This window comes from Acidovorax sp. GW823-FHT01C06 (assembly GCF_058798375.1).
In genome coordinates this window covers 599110-625457 of sequence record NZ_JBXAKN010000001.1, presented here as the reverse complement: position 1 = coordinate 625457, position 26348 = coordinate 599110, and the positions used below count along the sequence as shown (strand labels likewise).

Annotated in this window: 24 protein-coding genes; 12 read left to right on the top strand and 12 right to left on the bottom strand. The window is 68.7% G+C overall.

The features are described from left to right. Nucleotides 1-13 precede the first annotated feature (13 nt). The 3 genes from ruvB to ruvA form a co-directional block, all read right to left on the bottom strand. Entirely contained in the window at nt 14-1075 is a 1062-nt protein-coding gene (gene ruvB / locus AC1RCS_RS02865; RefSeq protein WP_218293110.1) for a Holliday junction branch migration DNA helicase RuvB, read from the bottom strand. Between the two features lie 8 nt (nt 1076-1083). After that, nucleotides 1084-3009 (bottom strand): trypsin-like peptidase domain-containing protein, encoded by a 1926-nt coding sequence (locus AC1RCS_RS02860; RefSeq protein WP_492246329.1) that lies wholly within the window; start codon nt 3007-3009, stop codon nt 1084-1086. A gap of 69 nt (nt 3010-3078) precedes the next feature. Beyond that, the gene (gene ruvA / locus AC1RCS_RS02855) at nt 3079-3654 is read right to left on the bottom strand and encodes a Holliday junction branch migration protein RuvA (protein WP_057229355.1); all 576 of its coding nucleotides are present in this window, start codon (nt 3652-3654) and stop codon (nt 3079-3081) included. 81 nt (nt 3655-3735) lie between these two features. Between ruvA and AC1RCS_RS02850 the strand changes: the two genes are divergently transcribed. From AC1RCS_RS02850 to AC1RCS_RS02835, 4 genes are all read left to right on the top strand, one after another. After that, nucleotides 3736-4689: a PhoH family protein gene (locus AC1RCS_RS02850; protein ID WP_218293107.1), complete on the top strand. Its 954-nt coding sequence runs from the start codon at nt 3736-3738 to the stop codon at nt 4687-4689. A 57-nt stretch (nt 4690-4746) separates the two neighbouring features. Continuing rightward, complete coding sequence (ybeY, locus tag AC1RCS_RS02845; protein WP_492246328.1) at nt 4747-5211, top strand: rRNA maturation RNase YbeY; 465 nt, start codon at nt 4747-4749, stop codon at nt 5209-5211. 523 nt (nt 5212-5734) lie between these two features. Then, nucleotides 5735-6481 carry a sulfite exporter TauE/SafE family protein gene (locus tag AC1RCS_RS02840; RefSeq protein WP_492246327.1) on the top strand — a complete coding sequence of 249 codons (747 nt, stop codon included), beginning with the start codon at nt 5735-5737 and terminating at the stop codon, nt 6479-6481. An 83-nt stretch (nt 6482-6564) separates the two neighbouring features. Continuing rightward, nucleotides 6565-7782 carry an MFS transporter gene (locus tag AC1RCS_RS02835; RefSeq protein ID WP_492246326.1) on the top strand — a complete coding sequence of 406 codons (1218 nt, stop codon included), beginning with the start codon at nt 6565-6567 and terminating at the stop codon, nt 7780-7782. 40 nt (nt 7783-7822) lie between these two features. Here the strand turns inward: AC1RCS_RS02835 and dtd are convergent, their stop codons facing one another. Next, a complete protein-coding gene (dtd, locus tag AC1RCS_RS02830) occupies nt 7823-8275 on the bottom strand; it encodes a D-aminoacyl-tRNA deacylase (protein ID WP_492246325.1) in 453 nt (150 codons plus the stop codon). Continuing rightward, nucleotides 8272-9222, bottom strand: a complete 951-nt coding sequence (locus AC1RCS_RS02825; protein ID WP_218340562.1) for a cation diffusion facilitator family transporter — start codon at nt 9220-9222, stop codon at nt 8272-8274. Before AC1RCS_RS02825 ends, dtd begins: the two co-directional genes overlap by 4 nt. Nucleotides 9223-9340: 118 nt before the next feature. Between AC1RCS_RS02825 and AC1RCS_RS02820 the strand changes: the two genes are divergently transcribed. The 4 genes from AC1RCS_RS02820 to AC1RCS_RS02805 all read left to right on the top strand — a co-directional run bounded on the left by AC1RCS_RS02820 (nt 9341) and on the right by AC1RCS_RS02805 (nt 13018). Beyond that, on the top strand, nt 9341-10930 hold the full coding sequence (locus AC1RCS_RS02820) for an ATP-binding protein (RefSeq protein WP_492246324.1): 1590 nt from the start codon (nt 9341-9343) through the stop codon (nt 10928-10930). Then, nucleotides 10927-11550: a response regulator transcription factor gene (locus AC1RCS_RS02815; RefSeq protein ID WP_218340564.1), complete on the top strand. Its 624-nt coding sequence runs from the start codon at nt 10927-10929 to the stop codon at nt 11548-11550. The genes AC1RCS_RS02820 and AC1RCS_RS02815 overlap by 4 nt, the downstream gene beginning before the upstream one ends. Nucleotides 11551-11735: 185 nt before the next feature. Further along, nucleotides 11736-12233 (top strand): GlcG/HbpS family heme-binding protein, encoded by a 498-nt coding sequence (locus AC1RCS_RS02810; protein ID WP_218293099.1) that lies wholly within the window; start codon nt 11736-11738, stop codon nt 12231-12233. An 86-nt stretch (nt 12234-12319) separates the two neighbouring features. Then, the gene (locus AC1RCS_RS02805; protein WP_492246323.1) at nt 12320-13018 is read left to right on the top strand and encodes an ankyrin repeat domain-containing protein; all 699 of its coding nucleotides are present in this window, start codon (nt 12320-12322) and stop codon (nt 13016-13018) included. A 48-nt stretch (nt 13019-13066) separates the two neighbouring features. Here the strand turns inward: AC1RCS_RS02805 and AC1RCS_RS02800 are convergent, their stop codons facing one another. The 4 genes from AC1RCS_RS02800 to dbpA all read right to left on the bottom strand — a co-directional run bounded on the left by AC1RCS_RS02800 (nt 13067) and on the right by dbpA (nt 17366). After that, complete coding sequence (locus AC1RCS_RS02800; protein ID WP_218293097.1) at nt 13067-13885, bottom strand: amidohydrolase family protein; 819 nt, start codon at nt 13883-13885, stop codon at nt 13067-13069. Between the two features lie 3 nt (nt 13886-13888). Beyond that, on the bottom strand, nt 13889-14899 hold the full coding sequence (locus AC1RCS_RS02795; protein WP_492246322.1) for a tripartite tricarboxylate transporter substrate binding protein: 1011 nt from the start codon (nt 14897-14899) through the stop codon (nt 13889-13891). Nucleotides 14900-15021: 122 nt separating this feature from the next. Continuing rightward, nucleotides 15022-15765, bottom strand: coding sequence for a GntR family transcriptional regulator (locus AC1RCS_RS02790; protein WP_492246321.1), 744 nt, complete (start codon nt 15763-15765; stop codon nt 15022-15024). Nucleotides 15766-15962: 197 nt separating this feature from the next. Then, nucleotides 15963-17366, bottom strand: coding sequence for an ATP-dependent RNA helicase DbpA (gene dbpA / locus AC1RCS_RS02785; protein WP_492246320.1), 1404 nt, complete (start codon nt 17364-17366; stop codon nt 15963-15965). 139 nt (nt 17367-17505) lie between these two features. Here dbpA and AC1RCS_RS02780 point away from each other — a divergent pair, with 139 nt between their 5' ends. The 3 genes from AC1RCS_RS02780 to AC1RCS_RS02770 all read left to right on the top strand — a co-directional run bounded on the left by AC1RCS_RS02780 (nt 17506) and on the right by AC1RCS_RS02770 (nt 22320). Then, nucleotides 17506-19605, top strand: a complete 2100-nt coding sequence (locus AC1RCS_RS02780; RefSeq protein ID WP_492246319.1) for a putative bifunctional diguanylate cyclase/phosphodiesterase — start codon at nt 17506-17508, stop codon at nt 19603-19605. A gap of 66 nt (nt 19606-19671) precedes the next feature. After that, nucleotides 19672-21153 carry an AMP nucleosidase gene (locus tag AC1RCS_RS02775; RefSeq protein WP_218293092.1) on the top strand — a complete coding sequence of 494 codons (1482 nt, stop codon included), beginning with the start codon at nt 19672-19674 and terminating at the stop codon, nt 21151-21153. 30 nt (nt 21154-21183) lie between these two features. Then, complete coding sequence (locus AC1RCS_RS02770; protein WP_218293091.1) at nt 21184-22320, top strand: GGDEF domain-containing protein; 1137 nt, start codon at nt 21184-21186, stop codon at nt 22318-22320. A gap of 27 nt (nt 22321-22347) precedes the next feature. Here AC1RCS_RS02770 and AC1RCS_RS02765 read toward each other — a convergent pair whose 3' ends face one another. Both AC1RCS_RS02765 and AC1RCS_RS02760 read right to left on the bottom strand, forming a co-directional pair. Beyond that, nucleotides 22348-22974 carry an FMN-binding negative transcriptional regulator gene (locus AC1RCS_RS02765; protein ID WP_492246318.1) on the bottom strand — a complete coding sequence of 209 codons (627 nt, stop codon included), beginning with the start codon at nt 22972-22974 and terminating at the stop codon, nt 22348-22350. A gap of 73 nt (nt 22975-23047) precedes the next feature. Continuing rightward, entirely contained in the window at nt 23048-23854 is an 807-nt protein-coding gene (locus tag AC1RCS_RS02760) for a helix-turn-helix domain-containing protein (RefSeq protein WP_369641300.1), read from the bottom strand. Nucleotides 23855-23963: 109 nt separating this feature from the next. On the opposite strand from AC1RCS_RS02760, the gene AC1RCS_RS02755 reads away from it, so the two are divergent. Further along, nucleotides 23964-24905, top strand: coding sequence for an ATP-binding cassette domain-containing protein (locus AC1RCS_RS02755; protein WP_218340572.1), 942 nt, complete (start codon nt 23964-23966; stop codon nt 24903-24905). A 156-nt stretch (nt 24906-25061) separates the two neighbouring features. Here the strand turns inward: AC1RCS_RS02755 and purT are convergent, their stop codons facing one another. Beyond that, nucleotides 25062-26264, bottom strand: coding sequence for a formate-dependent phosphoribosylglycinamide formyltransferase (gene purT, locus AC1RCS_RS02750; RefSeq protein ID WP_492246317.1), 1203 nt, complete (start codon nt 26262-26264; stop codon nt 25062-25064). Nucleotides 26265-26348: the final 84 nt, after the last annotated feature.

Genomic DNA, 26348 nt, shown 5'->3' with positions numbered 1-26348 from the left:
GGTAGGAGGCTTCTCAGGCGCCAAACAACCCCGGCGCCCCGGCGCTGGGCGGCGCCACCCCCAGGTGCCGGAATGCCGCCAGCGTGGCGATGCGCCCGCGCGGCGTACGCTGCAAAAAACCTTGCTGGATGAGATAGGGCTCGATCACGTCCTCGATGGTGCCGGCCTCTTCGCCAATGCTGGCGGCGATGTTGTCCAGGCCCACGGGGCCGCCGTCAAAGCGGTGGATCACGGCTTCGAGCAGCTTGCGGTCCATCACGTCAAAGCCCTGCGGGTCCACGTCCAGCATGGCCAGCGCCTTGTCGGCAATGCCTTTTGTGATGCGGCCGTCACCCTTGACCTCGGCATAGTCGCGCACGCGGCGCAGCAGCCGGTTGGCGATGCGCGGCGTGCCGCGCGAGCGGCGGGCGATCTCGAAACCGCCTTCGTCGTCCATGGGCGCGTTGAGCAAGCCAGCGCTGCGCTTGACGATGCGCGCCAGCTCTTCGGATGTGTAGAACTCCAGCCGCGCCACGATGCCGAAGCGGTCGCGCAGCGGGTTGGTCAACATGCCCGCCCGCGTGGTGGCGCCCACCAGGGTGAAGGGCTGCAGGTCGAGCTTGATGCTGCGCGCCGCGGGCCCTTCGCCGATCATGATGTCGATCTGGTAGTCCTCCAGCGCCGGGTAGAGGATTTCCTCGACCACGGGCGAGAGGCGGTGGATCTCGTCGATGAAGAGAACGTCGTTCTTCTCCAGGTTGGTGAGCAGCGCCGCCAGGTCCTTGGGCTTTTCAAGCACGGGGCCGCTGGTCTGGCGCAGGTTCACGCCCAGTTCGGCCGCGATGATGTGACTGAGCGTGGTCTTGCCCAGCCCCGGCGGGCCAAACAGCAGGACATGGTCGAGCGCCTCGCCGCGCTTCTTCGCCGCGCCGATGAAGATCTCGAGCTGCTCGCGCGCCTTGGCCTGGCCCACATACTCCTGCAGGAGCTTGGGGCGCAGGGCGCGTTCAATGGCTTCTTCCTGGGGCGATGCGGGCGCGGCGGAGATCACGCGTTTGGAGGGCGCAGGGGCGAAATCGTCGGTCTGGATGGTCATGAAAACTGCTACTGACTCGCCCAAGCGTAGTAACCGACTCCCTCGTACTGGTATTCGGGATAGTTCTTGATGATGAAATCCCGCTCCGCCGCACTGACTGTGTAGAAATGGACTTGCTGCGGCTGGCGGTAGAAGCGATAGATGGCTGAAGCCCCTGGACTAGCCCCCCGCATCCCATACCACGCGACACCCTCGAAGCGGAAATCGGGAATATGGGCCAGGACGCTGTCCCGCTCTTCCGGGCTTATCGTGTAGAAGTGCACGCCATTCGTCTGCCGGTAAAAACGGTACACAGGACTGTTGCCCGCCTGTTGCGCGGCCTGCGCGTAGAACGCGACCCCTTCGTAAGCAAACGCGGGCAGGTTCCTGATGATATTGTCGCGCTCGGCGGCGCTGGACGTGAAGAAGTGCGCGCTGGTGGTGCTGTTGAAGAACCGATAGATCGGACTCCGGCCACCAGACGGTTGCACTGGCAAGGCTCCAAGCCAGTTCTTCAGCGCCGCCGCGTAGGCGACATCGAATCGGCCATAGAACTCGGGGGATGCGATGGATGAACAACTCGCGCTGCCACCATACAAGGTGCCAATGACATGCGTGCCATTCTTGAACAAGGCAGAGCCGCTGCTCCCGCCCTCGGTCGTGCCTTGCCGCCAATTCACCCTGTAGTAGTTGCCGGTTGAACCGGAACATTGGAACTCCGTGCCACCGGTCGCCGTGCAACTGGCCTGCCCGTTCAGCGCGCCGAAGCTGGCTTTCAGCAAGTCACCACGCGGATGGTGCAATCCCACCACCTCCATGCCCGGCACTTGCGCGCTGGCATCCCAACCCGCGAAGAAAGCGCCCGCAGGCGGCGTATCGTTGAGCTTGAGCAGGGTGGTGTCGGTGGTGTCCGCGGCGTAGAGGAGCACGGCGCCGTTGAGACGCTTGGTGGTGGTGCTCGACAGGGTGCGGCTATTGCAGACAGGCGCTCGGTAGAACCAGTCGGTCTGGAGCGTGGATGCCTCCGCGTGCGTCGAGATGCAATGGTTTGCCGTCAGGAAGTACGGCGTGCCCGAAGATTGGTTGTCATTGAGCAGCGTGCCAGTACATACATAGGAATTGCCCCCGGACGTGAAGATCATGCGTGCCACGGAATTGCGCTGGCTTGCATAGGCCTCGTAGCAGGTGGCGTCGAGGTGGCACGATGCCGATTCGTTGATCTTCGTGGAAAGCTCCTCCTCACCGGGAATCGCCAAATTCTCGAAGATGTGCGAGACGCGAGGGATGGCGATGTCCAGAGCTCCGATGGGGGTGCCTGCGGGCAGTTCCAGCTCCAGCGTGACTTCGTCCGAGCCCATGTCCGGCGTCCACCAGGTCTGCCCGTCCAAGGAGGTGTCGCCAGCTTGCGCATTGCGCTGGACGCGTTGCAGCACTTCCTGTCCGGAAATCTGGAACACGGTGCCCGTGTCGGCTTGGCGGTAGACGCGCAGCACGGCGCTGCCAGGCAGTTGCCTGGCCACCACGCCCAGGCGCAGGCCATGGGCCCCTTCGGCAGAGAAACTGATCGCCGCCACTTGGCCACCGCTGGCGGTAGGCGTCCACCGGAACTGCTGCAGTGTCTGCGCGGCGGCATGGGTGGGGCCCACTTCGCGTGCCACCCCCACCTGGCGCGGTCCCACGCCACCGCCCTGGAATGCAGTTTTCGCTGCGGCCAAGGCTCCGAGACTCACGCGCGATGGCGTCGGAGGAGCCACCACCAGGGCGCTGCGCGACTTGACGTTCGAGACACCTTGGTCTGCGCTGGCAGGCTGCACCCAACCATCCACCTGAAGCACCTGGGGGGATGACTGCGCACCGCCTTCCTGGCCACTGCCGCCACACCCGACCAGCAGGGCCGCTGCCGCCGCAGCAGCAGCAAACGCCGACCCCATACGAGCCACTACCCTGGATTTCATTTTTTCCCCCTGGACCCAGTCAAAACGCCATTGGACACTGAAATACGCCCCTTCGAAAACCGGACACTGTTACTTCGCCAACGCCTTCAGCGCCAGCTTGATGCCGTCACTCACTCCCACCTCTGGTGGCAGGGCCTTGAGGGCCGCAGCGGCCTCCTTGTCGTTGTAGCCCAAAGCCAACAGTGCCTGGAGAATATCCGCCTGCGCGTCGCTGGCGGCGGGCCCGTGCGCAGCCCCCATGTCGGCCCCCAGCTTGCCCTTGAGCTCCAGCAGCAGCCGCTCGGCCGTCTTCTTGCCGATGCCCGGCACCTTGACCAGGCGGCCCGCTTCCTGCAGCGTGATGGCCTGCGCCAGGTCGGCCACCCCCATGCCGGACAGGATGGACAGCGCAGTGCGCGGCCCCACGCCCGAAATCTTGATCAGCTCGCGAAATGCCTGGCGCTCCGGCGCCGTGGCGAAGCCATACAGCAGCTGCGCGTCCTCGCGCACAATGAACTGGGTGAGCAGGCTCACCCGCTCGCCCACGGCGGGCAGGTTGTAGAACGTGCTCATGGGCACATTCACCTCATAGCCCACGCCGTGGCAGTCCAGCAGCACCTCGGGGGGATTCTTCTCCAGCAGGGTGCCGGTCAATTTGCCTATCATTGATGTCCTTTGACGCCGCTGGCATGACACCCTGCGCCGTCGTTCTTGCTGTTTTTCCGTTGCCTGACTGGAATTATCCGCGTGATCCTGCGCCACACCTTCACCCCCCACAACAACACCCGGCTCACGCACCTGTGCGGGCCGGCCGACGCGCACCTGCGCACCATCGAAGTGGCCCTGCAGGTGAGCATTGCGCACCGCCATGAGCAGTTCAAGGTCGATGGCCCCAAGGCCAGGGCGACGCAGGCCATGGAACTGCTGCAGGCCCTGTACGAAATGGCGGAACGCCCCATCACCGAGGACTACCTGCAGCTCATGCTGGCGGGCGATACCGCTCTGGTGGAGGCGCCCGAGGGCGCCATCGTGCTCAACACCCGCCGGGCCGACCTGCGCGGCCGCACGCCCACGCAGAACCTGTACCTTGAAAACATCGCCAGCCACGACATCACCTTCGGCATCGGCCCCGCGGGCACCGGCAAGACCTACCTGGCCGTGGCCTGCGCCGTGGATGCGCTGGAGCGCAGCGCCGTGCAGCGCATCGTGCTCACCCGCCCGGCGGTCGAGGCCGGCGAACGCCTGGGCTTCCTGCCCGGCGACCTGGCGCAGAAGGTGGACCCCTACCTGCGCCCGCTGTACGACGCGCTGTACGAACTGATGGGCTACGACAAGGTGCAAAAGGCCTTCGAGCGCAACGCACTCGAAATCGCGCCGCTGGCCTTCATGCGGGGCCGCACGCTGAACAATGCCTTCGTGATCCTGGACGAGGCACAGAACACCACGCCCGAGCAGATGAAGATGTTCCTCACCCGCATCGGCTTTGGAGCCAAGGCCGTGGTGACGGGCGACGTGAGCCAGATCGACCTGCCCAAGGGCGCGATGAGCGGCCTGATCGATGCCGAGCGCGTGCTCAAGCGGGTCAAGGGCATTTCCGTCACCCGCTTCACCTCCGCCGACGTGGTGCGCCACCCGCTGGTCGCGCGCATCGTGGATGCATACGACGCGCCACGCCGTGCGGCGCCCGCTGCGCGCCGCTGAGCATTGCGCCTGTTTCTATAGCTATCCGCGCTTTCCAATCAAGCGCCTGAGGCCCCAATGCCCTTGAACCACCTCTCCCTGTCGCTGCAATTCGGCGCATTTGACGGCGCGGCGGCACACCGCGCCGTGCTGCCACGCCACAAGGTCACCCGCTGGATTCGCCACGCGCTGGCCATCAACGCCGAGATCACCGTGCGCATCGTGGGTGAGGACGAGGGCCGCCAGCTCAACCACGCGTACCGCAAGAAGGACTACGCCACCAACGTGCTCACCTTCGACTACACCCAGGAGCCGGTCGTGACCGCCGACTTGGTCCTGTGCGCCCCCGTGATCGAGCGCGAGGCGAAGGAGCAGAACAAGAGCCTGGAAGAGCACTACGCCCACATGCTGGTACACGGCACGCTGCATGCGCAGGGGTGGGACCACGAGACCAGCGAAGAAGATGCGCAGGAGATGGAAGCGTATGAGACGGACATCCTGCGCGAACTGGGGTTTGAAGACCCGTACGCGACCGGAACATGACCTCCGGCAGTGCCACCTATCCCACCATTCGATATAAAAAGGATAGGCCACGGACCGACGCCCTACCTTACGAAACGGTACAAGTGGTTGGATAGGGAGATGCTAAATGTTTCAACGATTCTCTGGGTCCGCGCTTCGGTGCCAATGACCATTTTCGGCGGCTGCCTGGGCCACACTCGTGGTCGCAAGAGCGTTGACGCATGAGGGGGAGGCTCGGGACACCCATTCCACCATGGACCCTGGCAACCCGTCAGCGGTCGCGGTTTCGGGCGACGACATCAAGGGCTACCGTTTCAGCTGGAACCCCGTGGCCGGAGCTTTACGGTACGAGGTGTTTGAGGATCCGGACGACCCCGGTCCTCTGCCTGATGCACAGGCCGGGAGCTCCACGGACGCCAGCTACTCCCAACACGCACGGTGCAGATTGATAAAACGTTGCACGAGGCTCGCTCGCGGCACGCAAGTCACCTGTGCTCGAAAGTACCGCAATCCTGGGTCCGATGGTGAATAGGATCGGGGGGTCATGGAATTCCTGCACCTCGCCCTGCTGCTCACCGCCGCCTTCGTCGCCGGCGCCCTCAATGCCGTCGCCGGAGGCGGCAGCTTCCTGACCCTTCCCGCCCTGGTCTTCACCGGCGTGCCGCCCGTGGTGGCCAATGCCACAGGCACGGTCGCGCTGCTGCCCGGCTACATGGCTGGGGCGTGGGGGTTTCGAGAGGACACGGCACCGCCGCCAGGGCTCTCCATGCGGCTGCTGGTGGTGTTGTCGCTCATCGGCGGCGCGGCGGGTGCGGCGCTGCTGCTGGTCACGCCCGACGCCACCTTCCGCCGCGTGGTGCCCTGGCTGCTGCTGGCGGCCACGGCGCTGTTTGCATTCGGGCCTCAGCTGCGCCGGATGCTGGCGGGCGGCAAACCCTCCACCGCCAAGGCCACGGTGGGCGTGCTGGCGGTGGCCGCCTATGGCGGCTACTTCAACGGCGGGCTGGGCATCCTTCTGCTGGCGCTGTTCGGCCTGCTGGGGCAGACGAACCTGAACGCCATGAACGGCCTCAAGAACTGGGTGTCAGCCCTGCTCACAGCCATTGCCGTGCTCATCTATGCGGCGGGTGGCGTGGTGCTGTGGCCGCAGGCGCTGATGATGATGGTGGCCGCCACCGCTGGCGGGTACGGCGGTGCACGCGTAGCGCGCAAGCTGCCTGCCAACGTGCTGCGCTGGGGCATTGTGGCTACCGGGCTGGTCATGGCCGCTCTGTTCTTCTGGCGGCAGTGAGCGGCAATCCCCTGCCGTCCTCGTCGGCGCCTCCATCCTTGCCCGCGGGCAGCGGCCGGCCATCACCGCGTGCGCTGTGGGCCATGCTGCTTGCGCTGCTCAGCGGGTTTGCACTGAGCCAGGCCTTTCGCACCACCACGGCCATGGTGGCCCAGGGACTGACGGCGGACTTCGGGCTCTCGCCAGGGTCGCTGGGCGCGTTTGCGGGGCTGTTTGGCCTTTCCTTCGGCGTGGCCCAGTTGCTGATGGGCGTGGGGCTGGACCTGTACGGCCTGCGGCGCACGGTACTCACGGCGTTTCCGCTCGCGGTTGCGGGGTCGGCGCTCTCGGCCACCGCGCCGGCCTACCCCTGGCTGATGGCAGCGCAATTGCTGATCGGCGTGGGCTGCTCGCCCGCGTTTCTGGCCTGCACGCTGTTCATTGCGCGGCATTTTCCGGCAGAGCGGTTTGCCTACCTGTCGGGCGTGGCGATGGGTGTGGGTGGCCTGGGCCTGCTGTTCACCGGCACGCCGCTGGCCTGGCTGGTGCAACACGGCGGCGGCTGGCGCACGGGTTATGCCGTGTTGGCGGTGCTCAGCGCGCTGTCGTGGCTGCTGATCTGGCTGCGCGTGCACGAGCCCACCCCGCTGGTGCAGCCCCCGGCACAGCGCGAAACCTGGGGCCAGGCGCTGCTGGGCTTTGGCCAGTTGCTCACGGTGCCGCACACCTGGGGCATCCTGCTGCTGGGCATGTCGGGCTACGCCGCGTTTCTGTCATTGCGCGGCCTGTGGCTGGCACCGCTGCTGATGGACCGCTACCACCTCTCGCTGGTAGACAGTGGCAACGTTGCGCTGGGGCTCTCGCTGATTGCCCTCTTCGCACCGGGTCTGGGCGGTCGGCTGGATCCGGGCATCGCCCGCCGCAGGCGCTGGATCGGCAATGCCTCGCTGCTCATGGCGAGCCTGTTCATCGTGCTGGCGTTCCTGCACGGGAACGCTTGGGCCAGCGTGGTGCTGATTTTGCTGATGGGCCTGCTGTCGGGCTACGGCGTGCTGCAGTACGCCGATGTGCGGGCCTCCTATCCGCCCACGCTCACAGGCCGGGCACTGTCGGCCTACACCATGGCGATGTTCCTGGGGGTGGCGCTGATGCAGTGGTTCACAGGCATCGTCGCCACCTGGGCGCAGCGCCAGGGGTGGGATGCCTACACGGCCGTCATGCTGGCCATTGCCACCTGGCTGGCGCTGGCGTCGGCAGGGTTCCGGGTGCTGCCGGTGTCGCCCTTGGTTTCCCTCGAAAACAAGAAGGAAACAAGGCCATAGCGCTTATCCATCAAGCGCTGAATGCTATCTTTTTTGACTATCAAGCCGCTCTAGGAGGTATCCGCAGCGGGATGGTCACCGGGCCGTCATTGATGAGATGCACCTGCATATCGGCGGCAAACTGGCCCGTGGCCACCTCGGGGTGCACCTTGCGCGCCTGGGCAACCACATAGTCGTACAGCCGCCGCCCCTCATCGGGTGCAGCCGCCTGGGTGAAGCTGGGGCGGTTGCCGCCGGTGGTGTCTGCCGCCAGGGTGAACTGGCTGACCAGGAGCAGGCCGCCACCGGTGTCCTGCACGCTCTGGTTCATCTTGCCTGCGGCGTCCGAAAAAATGCGCAGCTTGAGGATCTTGGCCAGCAGCTTGTCGGCCTCCATCTCCGTGTCACCGCGTTCAGCACACACCAGCACCAGCAGGCCTGCGCCGATGGCGCCCACGGTCTGCCCGTCCACATCTACGCGCGCTTCGCGCACACGTTGCAATACGCTGATCACTTCACGGCATCCTTCAAATCGTCACGGGGGTCGTCGAAATGCGCTTCCACGTCGGAGGGCAGCAGCTCGATGGTGGCGCGCAGGCCGGGCACGGCGGCCATCAGCGCGCGCTCGACCTGGCCGCGCAGCTCGGCGGCGTGGCGCAGGGTCCAGTCGGCGGGCATGTGCAGGTGCATGTCCACAAACCGGCGCTGGCCCGCGCGGCGGGTGGAGACATGGTCGAACCGCACGGCGCCGGGCGCCTGCGATTGCACGAACTGCTGCAAGGTGGCGTCGATGGTGGCTTGCACCTCGGGTTCCACCGCCGAATCCATGAGGCCCTGGGACGAGCGCCAGACCAGCTCCAGCCCCTCTTTCAGGATGTTCAGCGCCACCACGATCGCCGCCAGCGCATCCAGCCACAGCCAGCCGGTCAGGGCCGCGCCGGCGATGCCCACCAGCACGCCGGCGGAGGTCCACACATCGGTGACAAGGTGGCGGGCATCGGCCTCCAGCGCGATGGAGCGGTGCTCGCGCGCCGAACGGAACATGAGCCAGGCCAGCAGGCCATTGAGCGCCGAGCTGAGCACCGACAAGCCCAGGCCCCAGCCGACCTGCTCCAGGGGCTGGGGCGCCACCAGGCGGTGGCCTGCCGCCCACAGGATGCCCACGGACACGCCCACGATCAGGATGCCCTCGAAACCCGACGAGAAGTATTCGGCCTTGTGGTGGCCATAGGGATGGTCGTCGTCGGCCGGGCGCTGCGCCACGGTCACCATCGCCAGCGCGAACATCGCGCTGGCCAGGTTGACGAACGACTCCATCGCATCCGACAGCAGCCCGACCGACCCCGTCACCAGCCAGGCCAGGGTCTTGAGCAGGATGGTGACCACGGCCACCGCCACGGAAGCCCACAGCAGGTTGCGGGGCGAGAACCAGCGATGGACCACGGGGGCAGTTGCAGGCATGAGAGAGGCATCCAGACGCGACAGGGGAAACGGAAACCGGCGAGCGCAGCCGATTACACCAGAGCCAGAGAGGCTGCGCCGCGCAGCCACCGCCAGGGCCCCATGCCAGAATCGGCGCATGACCAGGGCATGGCGCCGCCGTTTCGCGCGGGTTCATTTCACCGGCCTGCTGCTGTGGGCCGTGGTGGCCTGCGCGGGCGCGGGCTGGCTGGTTCACGCGCGCCTGCAGCAGCTGCGGGAGGCCTTCGAGACCGATGCCCGCATCGTGCACCGGCTCCTGAGCCAGCGCGTGGTGCAGCACGACGCGGTGATGGCCACCCTGGCCCTGCTGCAGCCTCCGGAGCCAGGCGCCACCCCGGATGCCGCGCGCGCCACCGAAGAGGCCACGGCAGCCTCCCCGCTGCCGCGCCTGCCTTCGGTCTACCCGCAGATCCTTTCCGTGCTGCAGCGGCCTGCGGGGGGCGCATGGCCCACCGCGCTGCAGCCGGCCCTGGCGGCCGCCGAGGCCGCATCGCGCCAGTCAGGCCATGCCGAAATGGCACTGCCCGACCTGCCTGCGGGCCGCTACCACCTGGTGCTGGCCAGCCCCCCCGCAAGCTATGCGCTGCAGATTGACCTGCGCATGACCATCCCCCGGGACGAATGGCCGATGGCCATGGACAGCAGCCCGGTGCGCGTCACGCTCGCCCAGGGCGGCACGGCCTTCGTCGTGCAGCCAGGCCGCACGGAACCGGGCCGCTGGGGCCTGGGCTGGTCGTATGGTTTTCACAAACTGCTCGCGGCGCCGAGCCAGCCCCTGGATGTGGTGGCGCAGCGCCATGTGGGCCTGCGCGAGCTTCCCTGGCTGGGCATGCTGGGCTGGTGCGTGCTGACCGCCGCGCTGTGGGCGGCGGGCCGGGCGCTGTGGCGCCAGCGCATTGCGCGCCAGCGGGCGGAAGAGCTGCTGCGGCTCGGCCAGGTCGCCCGCCTGAACACCCTGGGCGAGCTGGCCGCGGGCATGGCCCACGAGCTGAACCAGCCGCTCACGGCGCTGCTGTCCAGCACCCAGGCCGCGCAGCGGCTGCTGGCGGACGACCCGCCGGATCTGGAGACGGCCCAGACGGCCATGGCGCGCGCGGTGGAGCAGGCCCGGCGTGCCTCCACGGTGGTGGGCCGCCTGCGCCGCCTGGTGGAGCGACCCGACCTGTCGGCGCAGGCCCAGCCGCTGCACCTGGCCACGGCGCTGCAGGATGTGCTGCACCTGCTGGAGCCCGAGCTGGCGCAGCGCGCCATCGCGGCCGAGGTGACGGTGGCGCCCGACCTGGCGCCCGTGCTGGCCGAGCCCGTGGCCTTGCAGCAGATCATCCACAACCTGCTGATGAACGCCATGCAGGCCATGGAGCAGGTTCCCCCCGCCGAACGCCGGCTCACGCTGCGGCTGTCGGCGCGGGATGGCACGCGGATCGCCCTGTCGGTTCGCGACCACGGCCCCGGCGTGCCGCCCGAGGCCCGCGAGCATCTGTTCGAGCCCTTCTACACCACGCGCTCGGGCGGCCTGGGGCTGGGCCTGACACTGTGCGAAAGCCTTGCCCAGGCCATGGGCGCCAGCCTGGAACTGGCCCCTGCGGCGCCAGGCAACGCCGCCGCCCAACGCGGCGCCGAGTTCGTGCTGGTGCTGCCCGCGGCGCCTGGCACCCCTGCCGCCGCGCCACCCTCTCCGCAGCCATGAGCGACAGCGCCACCTCCCTTTCCCCCCTCATTCACCTGGTGGACGACGACGCCGCCGTGCGCGACAGCCTGGGCCTGCTCATCAGCACCGTCGGGCTGCGCGTGCAGACCTGGGCCGACCCGCATGCCTTCATGGCCGGGTTTGACCGGGCCAGCATCGGCGCCATCGTGCTGGATGTGCGCATGCCCGGCATCAGCGGCCTCGCGGTGCTGGAGCAACTGCTGGCGCAGGGCGTGGACCAGCCGGTGGTCCTGCTCACCGGCCACGGCACGGTGGAGATGTGCCGCCGCGCCTTCAAGACAGGCGCGGCGGAGTTCCTGGAAAAACCGGTGGATGACGAGGTGCTGATCGAAGCCCTGCAGAACGCCGTGCGCCAGCATGTGCGTTCGCGCGAACGCCACCAGGCCGACCAGCAAGCCCGCGAGCGCTACGCCCAGCTCTCGGGCCGCGAGCGCGAGGTGCTGGGCCTCATCGTCGAGGGCCTGACCAACAAGGAAATCGGCCGGGTGCTGGCACTCTCGCCCCGCACGGTGGAAACCCACCGCGCCAACCTGTTCGCCAAGCTCGGGGCCGAGTCGCTGGCGCAACTGATCCGGCGCTACGCCGCCCTGGTGCAATAGCCAGCCCGCGGGCTGCGGATGCGGCCTTCAAACCGCCCACCGCCTGGCGGGCACTGCGTAGTTCTACGGAGGCTCTGGCGTAGGCGTACGAATGGCCGGAATCCACGCCGTTTCCTACAGTTCTCCCACGGCGCCACAACGGGTGGCACCGGACCCGAAACCACCGAACGCCCACGGAGAACACCATGCAGAACACCCTTGCCAAAGCCGCCGCCCTCACCCTTTCCCTGGCCGCCTGCGCCGCTGCCAGCGCCGAAGGCGTGCGCACCGAAAAGAACATCTCGCTGGACCTGGCCAACCAGATCGCCGCCCACACCGTGGCCGCGTGCACGGCCTCCGGCTACAACGTGACCGCCACCGTGGTGGACCGCGCCGGCACCGTGCGCGCCGTGCAGCGTGCCGACAACGCCGGCCCCCACACGCTGGAAGCCAGCCGCCTGAAGGCCTACACCTCGGCATCGGCCAAGAACACCACGCTGGCCATCATGGAAGGCTCGCAGAAGAACCCCGCCGCCGCCAACCTGGGCCAGATCCCCGGCTACCTGCTGCTGGGCGGCGGCGTGCCCCTGAAGGTGGGCAATGAAGTCATCGGCGCCGTGGGCGTGGGCGGCGCGCCCGGCGGCCACCTGGACGAGCAATGCGCCATGGCCGCCATCGCCAAGGTGGCGGACCAGCTGAAGTAAGCCCACAGCGCAGCGCCCCGTCCTGGGGCGCTCGCCCGCTGCGCAGACACCCGCCAAAGCACCACGAACCGCTGAAGGGACACGCCATGAACCGACACACCGCAATGCCCCTGGCCCTGGCCCTGGCCGCTGCCCTGCTGCTGGCGCAGCCCGCCCAGGCGCAGGTGGCGCCCACCGCGGCGCAAACGGCGGCCTACCAGGGCCTGCACGCCGCCGCCGCGCGCGGCGATGTGGGCATGCTGCAAAAGCTCGTTGCGGCACGCGCCGATGTGAATGCCCGCGATGCCCACGGCCGCACGCCGCTGCACGTGGCCACGTTCGCCCGCCAGCGCGATGTGATCCGGCAGCTGGTGCAGGCCCGGGCCGATGTGAATGCGCTGGAGAACGACCGCTACGACGCCGTGACCATCGCGGCGGTGGCGGACGACGAAGACACCCTGCGCCTGCTGCTGGCCCTGGGCGCCCGCGCCGGGCAGGTGACGAGCCGGTACGACGGCACGGCACTGATCGCCGCGGCCCACCTGGGGCACGACGGCGTGGTGCGCCAGCTGATCGCCGCCGGCGCTCCGCTGGACCATGTGAACAATCTGCACTGGACGGCGCTGATCGAGTCCATCGTGCTGGGCGACGGAGGCCCGCGCCACCAGGCCACGCTGCAGGCGCTGCTGCAGGCCGGCGCCAGCCATGCGCTGACCGACCGGCAGGGCAACACGCCGCTGCAGCTGGCCCGCCAGCGGGGCTTCAGCGAGATGGTGCGGATGCTGGAAGCATCAGGCGCCAGGTAGGTAGCCAGCGGATGCGGGATGCACCCGTGCGGGCGCACTGCCCCCACTTCAGCGGTACAGCGCTGCGCCCGCCATGCGCACCCTGTCGGCGCGTACCGCGCCCAGGGCATTCACCACCGGCTCCCACACACTCGCGTAGGCGGGCATGGAGTCCGGTGCAAATGCGGTATGCGGCCAGTCCGAACCCCACACCAGCCGCTCCCCCGCCAGCCCGGCCACGCGGCGGATCGCATCGTGCAGTTCGGCGTAAGGCGCCGCGGCCTGCAGGCGGTACCAGCCTGACAGCTTGATCCACGCCCCCAGGCCGGCCAGCCTTGCCAGAGCCTGCCAGGCCGCATCGTCCAGCGCCAGGGCCGCATGCATGCCCGCCAGGTGGTCCAGCACGCAGGGCAGGCCCGTTTGCGCATGCAGCTGGGCGATCTGCGCCAGCTGGGCAGGCGCCGCATACCACTGCACATGCCAGCCCAGCGCCTTCAGGCGGGGCGCCAGCGACTGCATGGCCTGCGCCCCGTTGCCCACCGGGGACACCAGATTGAAACGCACGCCGCGCACGCCCAGCGTGTGCATGGTCTGCAGCGCGTCATCGGCAATGTCGGTATCCACCACGACCACCGCGCGGTGCCGACCCGGCTCGCGCGCCAGGGCCTCGAGCACAAGCCGGTTGTCGGTGCCGTACACGCTGGGCTGCACCAGCACGAGGTGCCCCACGCCCAGCCTCGCGGCTTCGGCCTCAATGCGTTCGAGGGGCTGGTGCGCGGGCTGGTAGTGCCCGGCCTGGACCGGGGCGGCGGCATCAAAGACATGGACATGCGTGTCCCATCCCTCCGGGACATCCCGCAACGGCGCGGAGGGGTCCAGCGCACCCATGGGTCAGCCCACCACGATCTTGCGCTCGCGGATGACCTTGCTCCATTGCGCTTGCTGGGCCTGGATGAACCTGCCCGCGCTGGCCTGGGTCGCGTCGGGAAAGGCATCGCCGCCCAGCGCGCGGATGCGGCCCAGCACCTCGGGGTCGGCCAGCGCCTTGCGGATGGCGTTGACCAGCTGCGTGCGCACCTCGGGCGCAATGCCCGCCGGGGCCAGCACCGGATTCCATTCCAGCACTTCGTAGTCGGCCACGCCGGCCTGCGCCATGGTGGGCACATCCGGCAGCGATCGGGCGCGCAGCGCACTGGTTACCGCCAGCGGCCGCAGCTTGCCCGCCTGGATGTGGCCCAGGGACGAGGCCACATTGGCAAAGAACAGCGGCACCTGCCCGCCCATCACGTCGTTCATGGCGGGGCCGCCCCCCCGGTAGGGAATGTGGGACAGGCGCACGCCCGTGCGCTCTTCAAACAGCGCCCCGGCCAGATGCTGGGCCGAGCCATTGCCGGACGACGCATAGGCCACCTCTTCGGGCTTGGCCTTGGCGCGTGCGATGACCTCCCTGACGGAGTTGACACCGAAGCCCGGGTGGCACACCAGCACGTTCGGAAAGGTCGCCAGCACGGCCAGCGGCACAAAGGCGGTGTTGCTGTCGTAGGGCAGCTTGGGATACAGCGATGGATTGACGGCGAACGACGACGCATCGAGCAGCAGGGTCGTGCCATCCGGCGCGGCGCGGGCCACGGCCGATGCGGCCAGCTGGCCGCTGGCGCCGGGCTTGTTGTCCACCACCACGCCCTGCCCCAGCGCTTCGGCCATGCGGGGCGCGATGATGCGCGCCATCAGGTCGGCGCCGCCGCCTGCGGGGTAGGAGACGACCAGGGTCACGGTGCGCCCGCCCCCCACGCCCGCGGCGTGGGTGCGCACCCAGGGCGCTGCCAGCGTGACACCCACGGCAGCCAGCGCCGCACGGCGCGACAGATCTGGTGAATTCAGAGGATCGGATAGATGGTGCATACGGGTCTCCTTGGTTTCGTCTTCAGTCGTTCATGGGAGTGCGCCGGGAGCGGCGCGCCCCAGGCCGGCAGGCGCAGCGGCACGGGCCTTGCCAGGCCCGTGGCACCGCACAGGGGTGCCGTTCATGTAATGGTCACGGTGTAGTGAAAGGCGTGGGCATCGCCGCGCGTGGTGCGCCATTCGATGCAGCGCCCGCCCAGGTCGTAGGCGGCCCGTTGCACCACCACACCCGGATGGCCTGCGGCCAGCCCCAGGTGGACGGCCTGCGGGGCTGTCAGCACAGCAAAACCAATGTCGTCCACGGCCCGGTGCACATGCACACCGCAGCGGCGCGCGAACATGGGGTACAGCAGGTCGTCCCACTCGGCGGTGTTTCCTTCTGCCAGGGGCGCAAACACATCCAGCGGCAGCCACAGGTCTTCTAGCAGGCAGGGCTGGTCGGCCAGCAGGCGCAGGCGCTGCAGCCGCAGCACCATCTCGCCCGTCGCCAGGCCCAGCCTGCGGGCCACGGCGGCCGGGGCCGCCACGCGCTGGCGCGACAGGATGCGCGAGCGCGGCATTTCGCCGCCGCCGCTGTCAAACCGGAAAAACCGCAGCATCGAGGCGCCGGCAATGCCCTGGCGCACAAAGGTGCCCCGGCCGTGGATGCGCTCCACCAGCCCTTGCGCCACCAGGAGTTCCAGCGCACGGCGCATGGTGCCCAGCGCCACCTGGTGCTCCGTGGCCAGCAGGCTTTCTGCCGGCAGGGCCGAGCCGGGCGGCCATTCGCCGGCCACCACGCGGGCACGCAGTGCAGCCGCCAGGGCGGCGTACCGGCTCAGGCCCGGGGAGGAATCCAGCGCCACGACTTTTGAATGGGAGATCATGGCAAAGAACTATAGTCCTCTATAGGTCTTTGCACAATAAGTGAATACCACAGGCACGGCGGCGGATGCCCAGGCTTCGGGATGGGGTCCCGTTGCGGACGATCAGCTACCCACAAAAAGGAGCAAAAAAAACCGCCGGACAAGGCCCAGCGGCATTTGCCATCCTGATGGGGGGTGCCCCCACCGGCAAGCCGCCATCAATCCGTCACCAGGCGGGCCTTCACGGCCTTGCCCTTCACCCGGCCCTGGTTCAGGCGCTGCACGGCCTGGGCGCCGATGGCGCGGTCCACCGCCACGTAGGTGGAGAAGTCGTTCACGTTGATCTTGCCGATCTGCTCGCGGGTGTAGCCCATCTCGCCGGTCAGCGCGCCCAGCACATCGCCCGCGCGGATCTTCTCCTTGCGGCCGCCGATGATCTGGATGGTGACCATGGGCGGCACCAGCGGGCCGCTGCCCGCGGGCGTGAGCTCCGCCACCGGGAACCAGCGCGATTCGCGGCCCTGCAGCACCTCGATCTTGCCCACGCTGCCCATCTCGTCCAGGCTGGCCAGGTTGAGCGCCAGGCCCTCGGCGTCGCCCCGGCCCGTGCGGCCGATGCGGTGGATGTGCACCTCGGGGTCGGGCGTCACGTCCACATTGATCACGGCCGCCAGGTTGGCGATATCGAGCCCGCGCGCCGCCACGTCGGTGGCCACCAGCACCGAGCAGCTCCTGTTGGCGAACTGCACCAGCACCTGGTCGCGCTCGCGCTGCTCCAGCTCGCCGTACAGCGCCAGCGCGCTGAAGCCCTGCGCCTGCAGCACGCCCACCAGGTCGCGGCACTGCTGCTTGGTGTTGCAAAAGGCGATCGACGATTCGGGCCGGAAGTGGTTGAGCAGCTGGGACACCGCGTGCAGGCGCTCGCTGTGCTTCACCTCGTACCAGCGCTGCTCGATCTTGCCCTCGGCATGCTGGGCCTGCACCGTGATCTGCACCGGCGCCTTCATGAACTGGGCGCTGAGCTTGGCGATGCCCTCGGGGTAGGTGGCCGAGAACAGCAGGGTCTGGCGGGCCGAAGGGCACTGGCGCGCCACGGTGGCGATGTCGTCGAAGAAACCCATGTCGAGCATGCGGTCGGCCTCGTCGAGCACCAGGGTGTTGAGCGCTTCCAGCGAGAGGTGCTGGCGCTCCAGGTGGTCCATCACGCGGCCGGGCGTGCCCACGATGATGTGGGCGCCGTGCTCCAGGCTCAGCGTCTGGGCGCGCAGCGGCACGCCGCCGCACAGGGTCACGACCTTGATGTTCTCTTCCGCGCGCGCCAGGCGCCGGATCTCGGTGGTCACCTGGTCGGCCAGCTCGCGCGTGGGGCACAGCACCAGCGCCTGCACGGCGAAGCGGCGCGGGTTGAGGTTGGCCAGCAGGGCCAGGGCGAAGGCGGCGGTCTTGCCGCTGCCGGTGCTGGCCTGGGCGATCAGATCCTTGCCCAGCAGCGCGGGCGGCAGGCTGGCCGCCTGAATCGGAGTCATTTGCATGTAGCCCAGCTGCTGCAGGTTGGACAGCATGGCAGGGCTCAGGGCCAGCGTGCTGAAGTCAGTGCCGGCTTGGTTTTCTTTGGAGGTCATGGCCCGATTATCCCGCCCGGGGTATCCGGGCAACTACCTTGCACGCGCGCAAGGTCTATCGGCTATAACGGAAGAACGTGCTGGCGATCTCCACGGGGCCGCGTGCAGACCTCCACACCTTCTCAGCACCGGGTGGGACATGCCAGATTCAATCAACGCAGCCAACGCCCCTGGCCAGGGGGGCTCCAGCGACTCGCTGCTGCGCCTGATCGCCGATTCCGTGCCCGCATTGATGGCGTACTTCGACCTGCCCGGCCTGCGCTGCCAGTTCGCCAACCAGGGCTACGCCGCCTACAACGGCCACACGACCGAATCGATCTTGGGGCTCACGGTGCAGGAAGCCATTGGCGACAAGGCCTGGCAGGTGATCCAGCCGCATGTGGAGCGCTCCACGCGCCGCGAGCACGTGAAGTACACGCGCGAGCAGATCCTGCCCAATGGCGAGACGCGCATGATCGAGGTCAACCTGATCCCGCACTTCGGCGCCGGCTCGCAGCAGCTGGGCTCGTTCGTGCTGATCACCGACATCACCGAGCGCTGGCGCGCGGAACGCCAGGTGCGCCAGAGCGAAGAGCGCATGCGCAAGTTCACCGAGGCCACGGACGAGGCCATCGTGTTCCACCGCGACGGCATCATCACGGACGGCAACGAGGCGCTCACCCGCCTGGTGGGCTACGGGCTGCAGGAGGTGCTGGGGGTCTCGATCTTCCACTTCATCAGTCCCGAATGGCGGGCCGTGGCGCTGGACTACACCCGCAGCGGGCGCGAAGACCCCTACGAAGTGACCATCCGCCACAAGGACGGGCATGCCATCCCCGTCGAGGTGGTGGGCAAGACCATGCCGCTGCACCATGCGGACTACCGCATCGTGGTGGTGCGGGACATCACCGCGCGCAAGCAGGCGCAGGAGCGCGAGGCCTTCATCGCGCTGCACGACACCCTCACGCAGTTGCCCAACCGGCATTTCCTGATGGAGCAGCTGTCGCAGGTGCTGTCGCTGGCGCGCAGGCGCCACGGCCGCGCGGCCGTGCTGTTCGTGAACCTGGACCATTTCAAGACGGTGAACGACTCGCTCGGCCACCACGCGGGCGACCAGTTGCTGTGCAACGTGGCCGAGCGTCTGCGCCAGGGCGTGCGCGATGCCGACGTGGTGGCGCGGCTGGGCGGCGATGAGTTCGTGGTGGTCCTGACCGACGTGCAAAGCCCCGATGACGCCGCCAGGGTGGCCGACAAGCTGCTCGACTCCATGCACGGCGTGTTCACGCTCGACCAGGTGCCGCTGACCGTCTCGCCGTCCATCGGCATCAGCCTCTTTCCGGAGCATGCCGCCACCGGCGACGCTCTGCTGCGCTGCGCCGACGCGGCCATGCACCACGCCAAGGAAAGCGGCCGGGGCAACCGCCAGTTCTACGAACCCAGCATGGAGGCCAGCGCCATCGATGTGCTGCAGCACGAGCGGCTGCTGCGCGAGGCCATCGTCCACAACGCCTTCGTGCTGCACTACCAGCCCCAGATCTGCTTGGAAGACGGCTCGCTGCGCGGCTTCGAGGCCCTGGTGCGCTGGCGCCATCCCCAGCGCGGCCTGGTCGGGCCGGATGAGTTCATCACCTTCTCGGAATCCCGCGGCCTCATCACCCCCATTGGCCGCTGGGTGATGCGCGAGGCCTGCCGCCAGCTCCGGGAGTGGCAGGACCAGGGCTTGGCCATGGTGCCGGTGGCGGTGAACCTGTCGGCCCTCGAATTCCGCCAGCGCGACGTGGCGGGCGAGATCGCGGCCATGCTGCACGAGACCGGGCTGGCACCGCAGTACCTGGAGATCGAACTCACCGAATCCGTGCTGATGCACCAGACGGGCCAGGTGCTGGACACCCTCAATGCCCTCAAGGCACTCGGCGTCGGAATCTCCATCGATGATTTCGGCACCGGGTACTCATCGCTGGCCTACCTCAAGCGCTACCCGATCGACAAGCTCAAGATCGACCGCTCCTTCGTGGTCGACACCCCGGACAACGCCGACGACGTGGCCATCGTCACCGCCATCATCCAGATGGGCCGCAGCCTGCAGATCAGGACCGTGGCCGAGGGGGTGGAGACACAGGCGCAGGTGGATCTGCTGGCGGGCCTGGGGTGCGACCTGATCCAGGGCCATCTGGTGTCGGTGCCCCGGGACGCCGCGTCCATCCTGCGCTGGATGCGCGACTTCCACGGCCTGGAGCCCCTGCTGGCGGTCAATTCCTGAGGCCCTCCGCGGCCCCGGCGCCAGCCCGTCACACAAACACGTTCCCGGCTTGTGGACAATAGGGGCATGCCCCTCATTCCCGACTTCATCGCCCCCACCCGCCACACCGACCCGGCCGAAGCGCTGGCCCAGGTGCAGCGCATCTACCAGCAACAGATCGGCCACCTGCGCGATGCCATGCAGCGCTTCGTGGCGGGCGAGACGCCCGAAAGCGCGGTGCGCGCGTTCTATCCCTTCGTGCGGGTGCACACCACCACGGTGGCACGGGCGGACTCCAAGCTGGCCTACGGCTTCGTGGAAGGCCCCGGGCGGTACGAAACCACCCTCACCCGCCCCGACCTGTTCGCCAACTACTACGCCGAGCAGTTCCGCCTGCTGCGGGCCAGCCACAACGTCGAGCTGGAGGTGGGCACCAGCGCGCACCCCATCCCCATCCACTTCTCGTTCGCCGAGCACGACCACATCGAGGGCACGCTCACGGCCGAGCGCCGCATGCTGATGCGCGACGTGTTCGACCTGCCGGACCTGGCGGCCATGGACGACGGCATCGCCAACGGCACCTGGCAGGCGCGCCCGGGCGAGGCACAGCCGCTGTCGCTGTTCACCGCGCCGCGCGTGGACTACTCGCTGCACCGCCTGCGCCACTACACGGGCACCGCGCCCGAATGGTTCCAGAACTTCGTGCTGTTCACCAACTACCAGTTCTACATCGACGAGTTCGTGCGCCTGGGCCACGCCGAGATGGCCAGGGAAGACAGCGAGTACGTGGCCTTCATCGAGCCCGGCAACGTGGTCACTCGCCGCGCGGGCCTGCCCGCGCAGCCGGGCGACGAGCTGGGCATCGCCCCGCCGCGCCTGCCGCAGATGCCCGGCTACCACCTGGTGCGCAAGGACGCGAGCGGCATCAGCATGGTCAACATCGGCGTGGGGCCGGCCAACGCCAAGACCATCACCGACCACATCGCCGTGCTGCGCCCGCACGCGTGGATGATGCTGGGCCATTGCGCGGGCCTGCGCAACAGCCAGCAGCTGGGCGACTATGTGCTGGCCCACGCCTACGTGCGCGAGGACCACGTGCTGGACGAGGAACTGCCGCTGTGGGTACCCATCCCGGCGCTGGCCGAGATCCAGATGGCGCTGCAGCAGGCCGTCGCCGACGTGACGCGGGTGCCGGAGGACCAGCTCAAGCGCATCATGCGCACCGGCACCGTGGCCAGCACCGACAACCGCAACTGGGAACTGCTGCCCGACAACATGCCCCAGCGCCGGTTCAGCCAGAGCCGCGCCGTGGCGCTGGACATGGAAAGCGCCACCATCGCGGCCAACGGCTTTCGCTTCCGCGTGCCGTATGGCACCCTGCTGTGCGTCTCCGACAAGCCGCTGCACGGCGAGATCAAGCTGCCGGGCATGGCCAACCACTTCTACCGCGAGCGCGTGGACCAGCACCTGCGCATCGGCATGCGCGCCATCGAGATCCTGCGCAACGGCGGCGTGGACAGGCTGCACAGCCGCAAGCTGCGCAGCTTTGCCGAAGTCGCCTTCCAGTGACGACAAGAAAGAAGCAGCGCCCCGTCTCCCATGCCCCTGGACTTCCTCACGCTCATGGCGGCGATGGCCGCCAACCTGTTCATGATCTCGGCCGTCCTGCCGCTCATCATGGGGCGGGATGTGAGCCGCGCCGCACGCCACGTGCAGGCCAGCATGCTGCTGCAGGCGCTGGCCTGGGCCGCCATCATCGCGTCGTCCTCGCTATGGGACCGGGCGCTGTCCACGCTGTCCATCGCATGCAACGCCGCTGCCCAGTGGATGCTCTACCGCGCGCTGGAAGAATGGCTGGGCCCCCGCCCCCTGCGGCGTGTGCTGCTGGCGCTGGTGGTGGCCGCGCCGCTGGGCTACACGCTGGGTTTTGACCACTACGCCTGGCGCGTGGGCTGGGCCAACGGGCTGATGGCGGTCATCCTGTGCATCGTGGCGCGGGCCACGCTGTACCCGCTGGTGCTCGCCGACGTGCGCTGGCGCAGCCTGCTCCTGGGCTGCCTGGCCACCTCGGCCGCCTTCACCCTGGCGCGCGGGCTGCTGGGCGCCTTCACCGACGAGTACCCCAGCTTTCGCACGCCGCACCCGGTCAACCTGGCCGCGGCGCTGGCCACCAACGTGAGCCTGGTGCTGGGCACCGTCGCCGTGCTGGTGGCCTGGCGGTACGAGGCAGAGCAGAAGCTGCGCACGCTGGCCATGACCGATGGGCTCACGGGCCTGCTCAACCGCCGAGGCTTCACCACCCAGGGCGAAAACCTGCTTTCGCATGCATGGCGCCACCGGCTGCCGCTCACCGCGCTGATGCTGGACCTGGACCACTTCAAGCAGATCAACGACACCCACGGGCACGACGCGGGCGACCGTGCGCTGCAACTGTTTGCGCGGCTGCTGGGCGACACCTGCCGCAGCGGCGACCTGATTGCGCGGCTCGGGGGCGAGGAGTTCGGCGTGCTGATGCTGCACAACACGGCGTCGGCGGGCGTCTCGTTCGACCGGCGCCTGCGCCACAAGCTGCATGACGCCAGCGCGGCAGAACTGGGCTTCATCCTGGACTACAGCGCCGGCATGGCCGTGCTGCAGCCCGGAGAATCCAGCCTGGCGGCCCTGATGGCACGGGCCGACAGCGCGCTCTACGACGCCAAGGCCACGGGCCGCGGCCGGCTGACCGCCGCCACCTGAAGACCACCTCCGGGCTACGGCAGGCGGTCAGGGAACGATCAGCGCCGCGACATCGTGCGCCGCCCCCTGGCGCTCCAGCGCCAGGTGCGCGACGAGACTGGACCGGTCCGCGGGCGTGCGCTGCTGGGACAGGAAGCGCTTGCCCTCGAGGCGGGTGACTTCGATCTCGAAGCCCCGCAGATGCAGCGCCGCCTCGTCGATGAAGGCGGGCGAGGCATCGTGCAGGGACCACGGCTGCGCGCGGTGCGCCTCCTGGGACGCCGTGAGCGCGGCAAGGTGGTCCCTCATCCAGCCGCCGTCGTCGACGAAGCGGATGCGCCCCCTGGCTTCCACCGCCACATAGTTCCAGCTGGGGGCCAGGCGCGCGCTGCGCTGGCCGTTCACGTACCAGCGCGGAGAAATATAGGCATTGGGACTCTGGAACACCGCGAGCACCTCCGCGCCCTGCGGGACAGACCGCTCCAGCGTGTGCATGCGCGCCACATGGCCCTGAAGCAGCCCCAGGCCGCCGCCTTCGGCCAGCAGCAGAAGCGGAAGCAGGTGGGCCTCCAGGCCCGCGTGCGCCGCCGCGACCACGGTCGCCAGGGGGTAGGAGCGCACCAGGCCCTGCAGTTCGCGGACATCGTCGATGGAGAAGAGGGATTGGCTGTACATCGCACGGGCTCAAAAAAAGAGGGAAGTCTGGCCGTTGCGCACGCGCGCGTCTTGAAGGTTTCGGCCAACGCCGTCAGGGCAAGCAGGGCGCCCGCCGGACCAGCGGCGCCGGTGCCGGCGCGGCGGGCGTGAAGCCCCCGTAGCGGCGGAACTCGCGGGTCATGTGCGCCTGGTCGGCATAGCCCGCCGCCAAGGCGACCTCGCCCAGCGAAGGGCGGCCGGCCTGCAGCAGGTCCATGGCGCGCTGAAAGCGCAGGATGCCCGCCAGGCTCCGCAGGGGCAAGCCCGCCACCGCCGCCATGTCCCGGCGCAGCGTGCGCGAGGAGGGTACGGCCCAGCCGCCACCGCCTTCCTCCACGGTCTGGCCCTGCCGCACCATCTGCTCGATGGCCGCAAGCGCCCGACCCTGGGCCGCTGCCACCGAGGCCCGGGCCGCCAGCGCGCGGGCGGTGGAGCGCAAGGCCTGCTCCACGCCCCGCAGCGTGCGCGCCTGCAGCAAGGGGTTGGTGGCACAAGAAGGACCCAGCATCCGCGCGGCCTCGGCGCCGAAAACCGTCCGGTTGCGCAGCGCCCCGGGCGCCGTGCCCAGGCAGGCGCCGCCCCAGCCCATGTGAAAACGCACCCCGAGGACGACCGTCGCGGCGCGCAGGCTCACGAACGCGGGCTGGTCGGCGGGGCCCGCGATCACCGGCCAGACGGACGCCACCATGCCATCGGGCCGCAGGGCGCAATGCACCACCAGGTCCATCCTGCCGTCCGGCAGCACCAGTTGCCGGCCTTGGGCCGCCGCGTCGTAGCGCCAGACGGCTTCGATCCGGGTCGCATCCAGGGCGTCCAGTGGCAATTCGACATAGTTGGTATCGGCGGGGCTGGGTTTCATGGTGCAGGCAGGATGGCGCATTTCTCGTTCAAAGGGGCGGGCGCTCTGCGGGGGGGCGGCCATCATCCGCCGCGCGGCCCGGGGTGCCAGCATGGCACACAATCAGGCCATGACCGCACTCTTCGAAGCCCTGCAACTGCGCAAGCGCTATGGCAACACCACCGTGGTGGACGATGTCTCCTTTTCCATCGCTCCCGGCGAATGCCTGGGCGTCATCGGCCCGAACGGCGCGGGCAAGACCACCACCATCCGCATGTGCCTGGGCCTGACGGCGCCCGACGGCGGTGCGGTGCACTTCACACCCGCGCCGGGCGGCGCCCCGCTGCACATGCCGCGCGATGCCCTCGCCATCAAGGCCCAGCTGGGCGTGGTGACCCAGTTCGACACCCTGGACCCCGACTTCACCTGCGCCGAGAACCTGCGCGTGTTCGGCCGCTATTTCGGGCTCAAGGGCGCGGTGATGGACGAGCGCGTGCCGCGCCTGCTCGACTTCGCGGCGCTCACGCACAAGGCGAACGCCAAGCCGGGCGAACTCTCGGGGGGCATGAAGCGGCGCCTGAGCCTGGCCCGCGCACTCGTCAACGACCCGCGCCTGCTGCTGCTGGACGAACCCACCACGGGGCTGGACCCGCAGGCCCGCCACCTCATGTGGGAGCGCCTGCAGTTGCTGCTCCAGCAGGGCAAGTCCATCCTGCTGACCACCCACTTCATGGACGAGGCCGAGCGCCTGTGCTCGCGCCTCCTGGTGCTGGACCACGGCAAGAAGATCGCCGAGGGCCGCCCGCGCGAACTGATCGCGCAGCACCTGGAGCCGGACGTGGTGGAAGTGTTCGGCGTGGGCGCCGTGGCGCTGGCCGAGAATGCCGCCCTGCGGGCCCTGGCGGCGCGCGTGGAGATCAGCGGCGAGACGGTGTTCTTCTACACCCAGAACGCAGGGCCCCTGCTGCAGGCGCTGGGCGCGCACCCGCACCTGCGCACCCTGCACCGGCCGGCCAACCTGGAGGACCTGTTCCTCAAGCTCACGGGGCGGCAGATCCGCGAGGATGGCTGAACTGAAGTCTGGATCAGTGCACTCCGGTGCGCCACGCTTCACGCAACGGCGAAAACTGACGCAGCGCAAGCCGGTGCCACCGTGGAACTGGCTTTGCCAGGCCACGGCTGGCGTCCCCCTCCCGCGAAGCGAGACAGAGGGAAGGCGCGAAGCGGCTCAGGGGGTGCGTGGTTTCACCTTGCTGGCCGCCAGCTTGGCATTGGTGCGCGCCGTCTCCACCTCGGCCGCACGCGCCAGTGCCACGCCCATGCGGCGCTTGGCAAAGCTCTCGGGCTTGCCGAACAGGCGCAGGTCGGTGCCAGGCACGGCGAGGGCCTCGTCCACGCCGTCGAACACGATGCCCTGGGCCTCCACGCCGCCGTAGACGACGGCGCTGGCGCCGGGGTTGCGCAGGCTGGTATCGACTGGCAGGCCCAGGATGGCGCGGGCGTGCAGCTCGAACTCGCTCTGGTGCTGGGTGCACAGCGTGACCAGGCCGGTGTCGTGCGGGCGCGGGCTCACCTCGCTGAACCACACCTGCTCGCCCTTGACGAACAGCTCCACGCCGAACAGGCCCTGGCCACCCAGGTTGTCCGTGACCGCCTTGGCGATCTGGCGCGACTTCTCCAGCGCGGCCGGGTGCATGGGGTGGGGCTGCCAGCTTTCCACGTAGTCACCGCTCACCTGCACATGGCCGATGGGGTCGCAGAAGCTGGTGGCGATCTGGCCGTCCGCGCCCACCGAACGCACGGTGAGCTGGGTGATCTCGTAGTCGAAGTCGATGAAGCCCTCGACGATGACACGGCCATGGCTCACGCGGCCGCCGGCCATGGCGTAGTCCCAGGCCTTTTGCACGTCGGCGGGGCCGTCGATCTTGCTCTGGCCCTTGCCGGAGCTGCTCATCACGGGCTTGACGATGCAGGGGTAGCCGATTCCGGCATCGATGGCCGCCTGCAGTTCCTCAAGCGAGTTGCAGAACTTGTACGGGCTGGTGGGCAGGCCCAGCGTCTCGGCGGCCAGCACGCGGATGCCTTCACGGTCCATGGTCAGGCGCGCGGCGCGGGCGGTGGGGATCACGCGCACGGTGCCGGCGGCTTCCAGCTCTTCCAGCATGGGCGTGGCGATGGCTTCGATCTCGGGCACCACCAGGTGGGGTTTCTCGGCCTCGATCAGGGCCTTGAGCTGGGCCGGGTCGCTCATCGTGATGGTGCGCTGGTGGTGGGCCACCTGCTGGCCGGGGGCGTTCTCGTACCGGTCCACGGCGATGGTTTCCACACCCAGGCGCTGCAGCGCGATCAGCACCTCCTTGCCCAGCTCGCCCGAGCCCAGCAGCATGACTTTGGTGGCATGGGGCGACAGCGGGGTTCCGAGGGTGGTCATGGGAGGTTTTCCAGAAAAAAGTGAGGACGGGCGGCAGAAAGGGTCGTGAAGCCGCGGCGATCGGCCAACTTTAATGCACGGGTT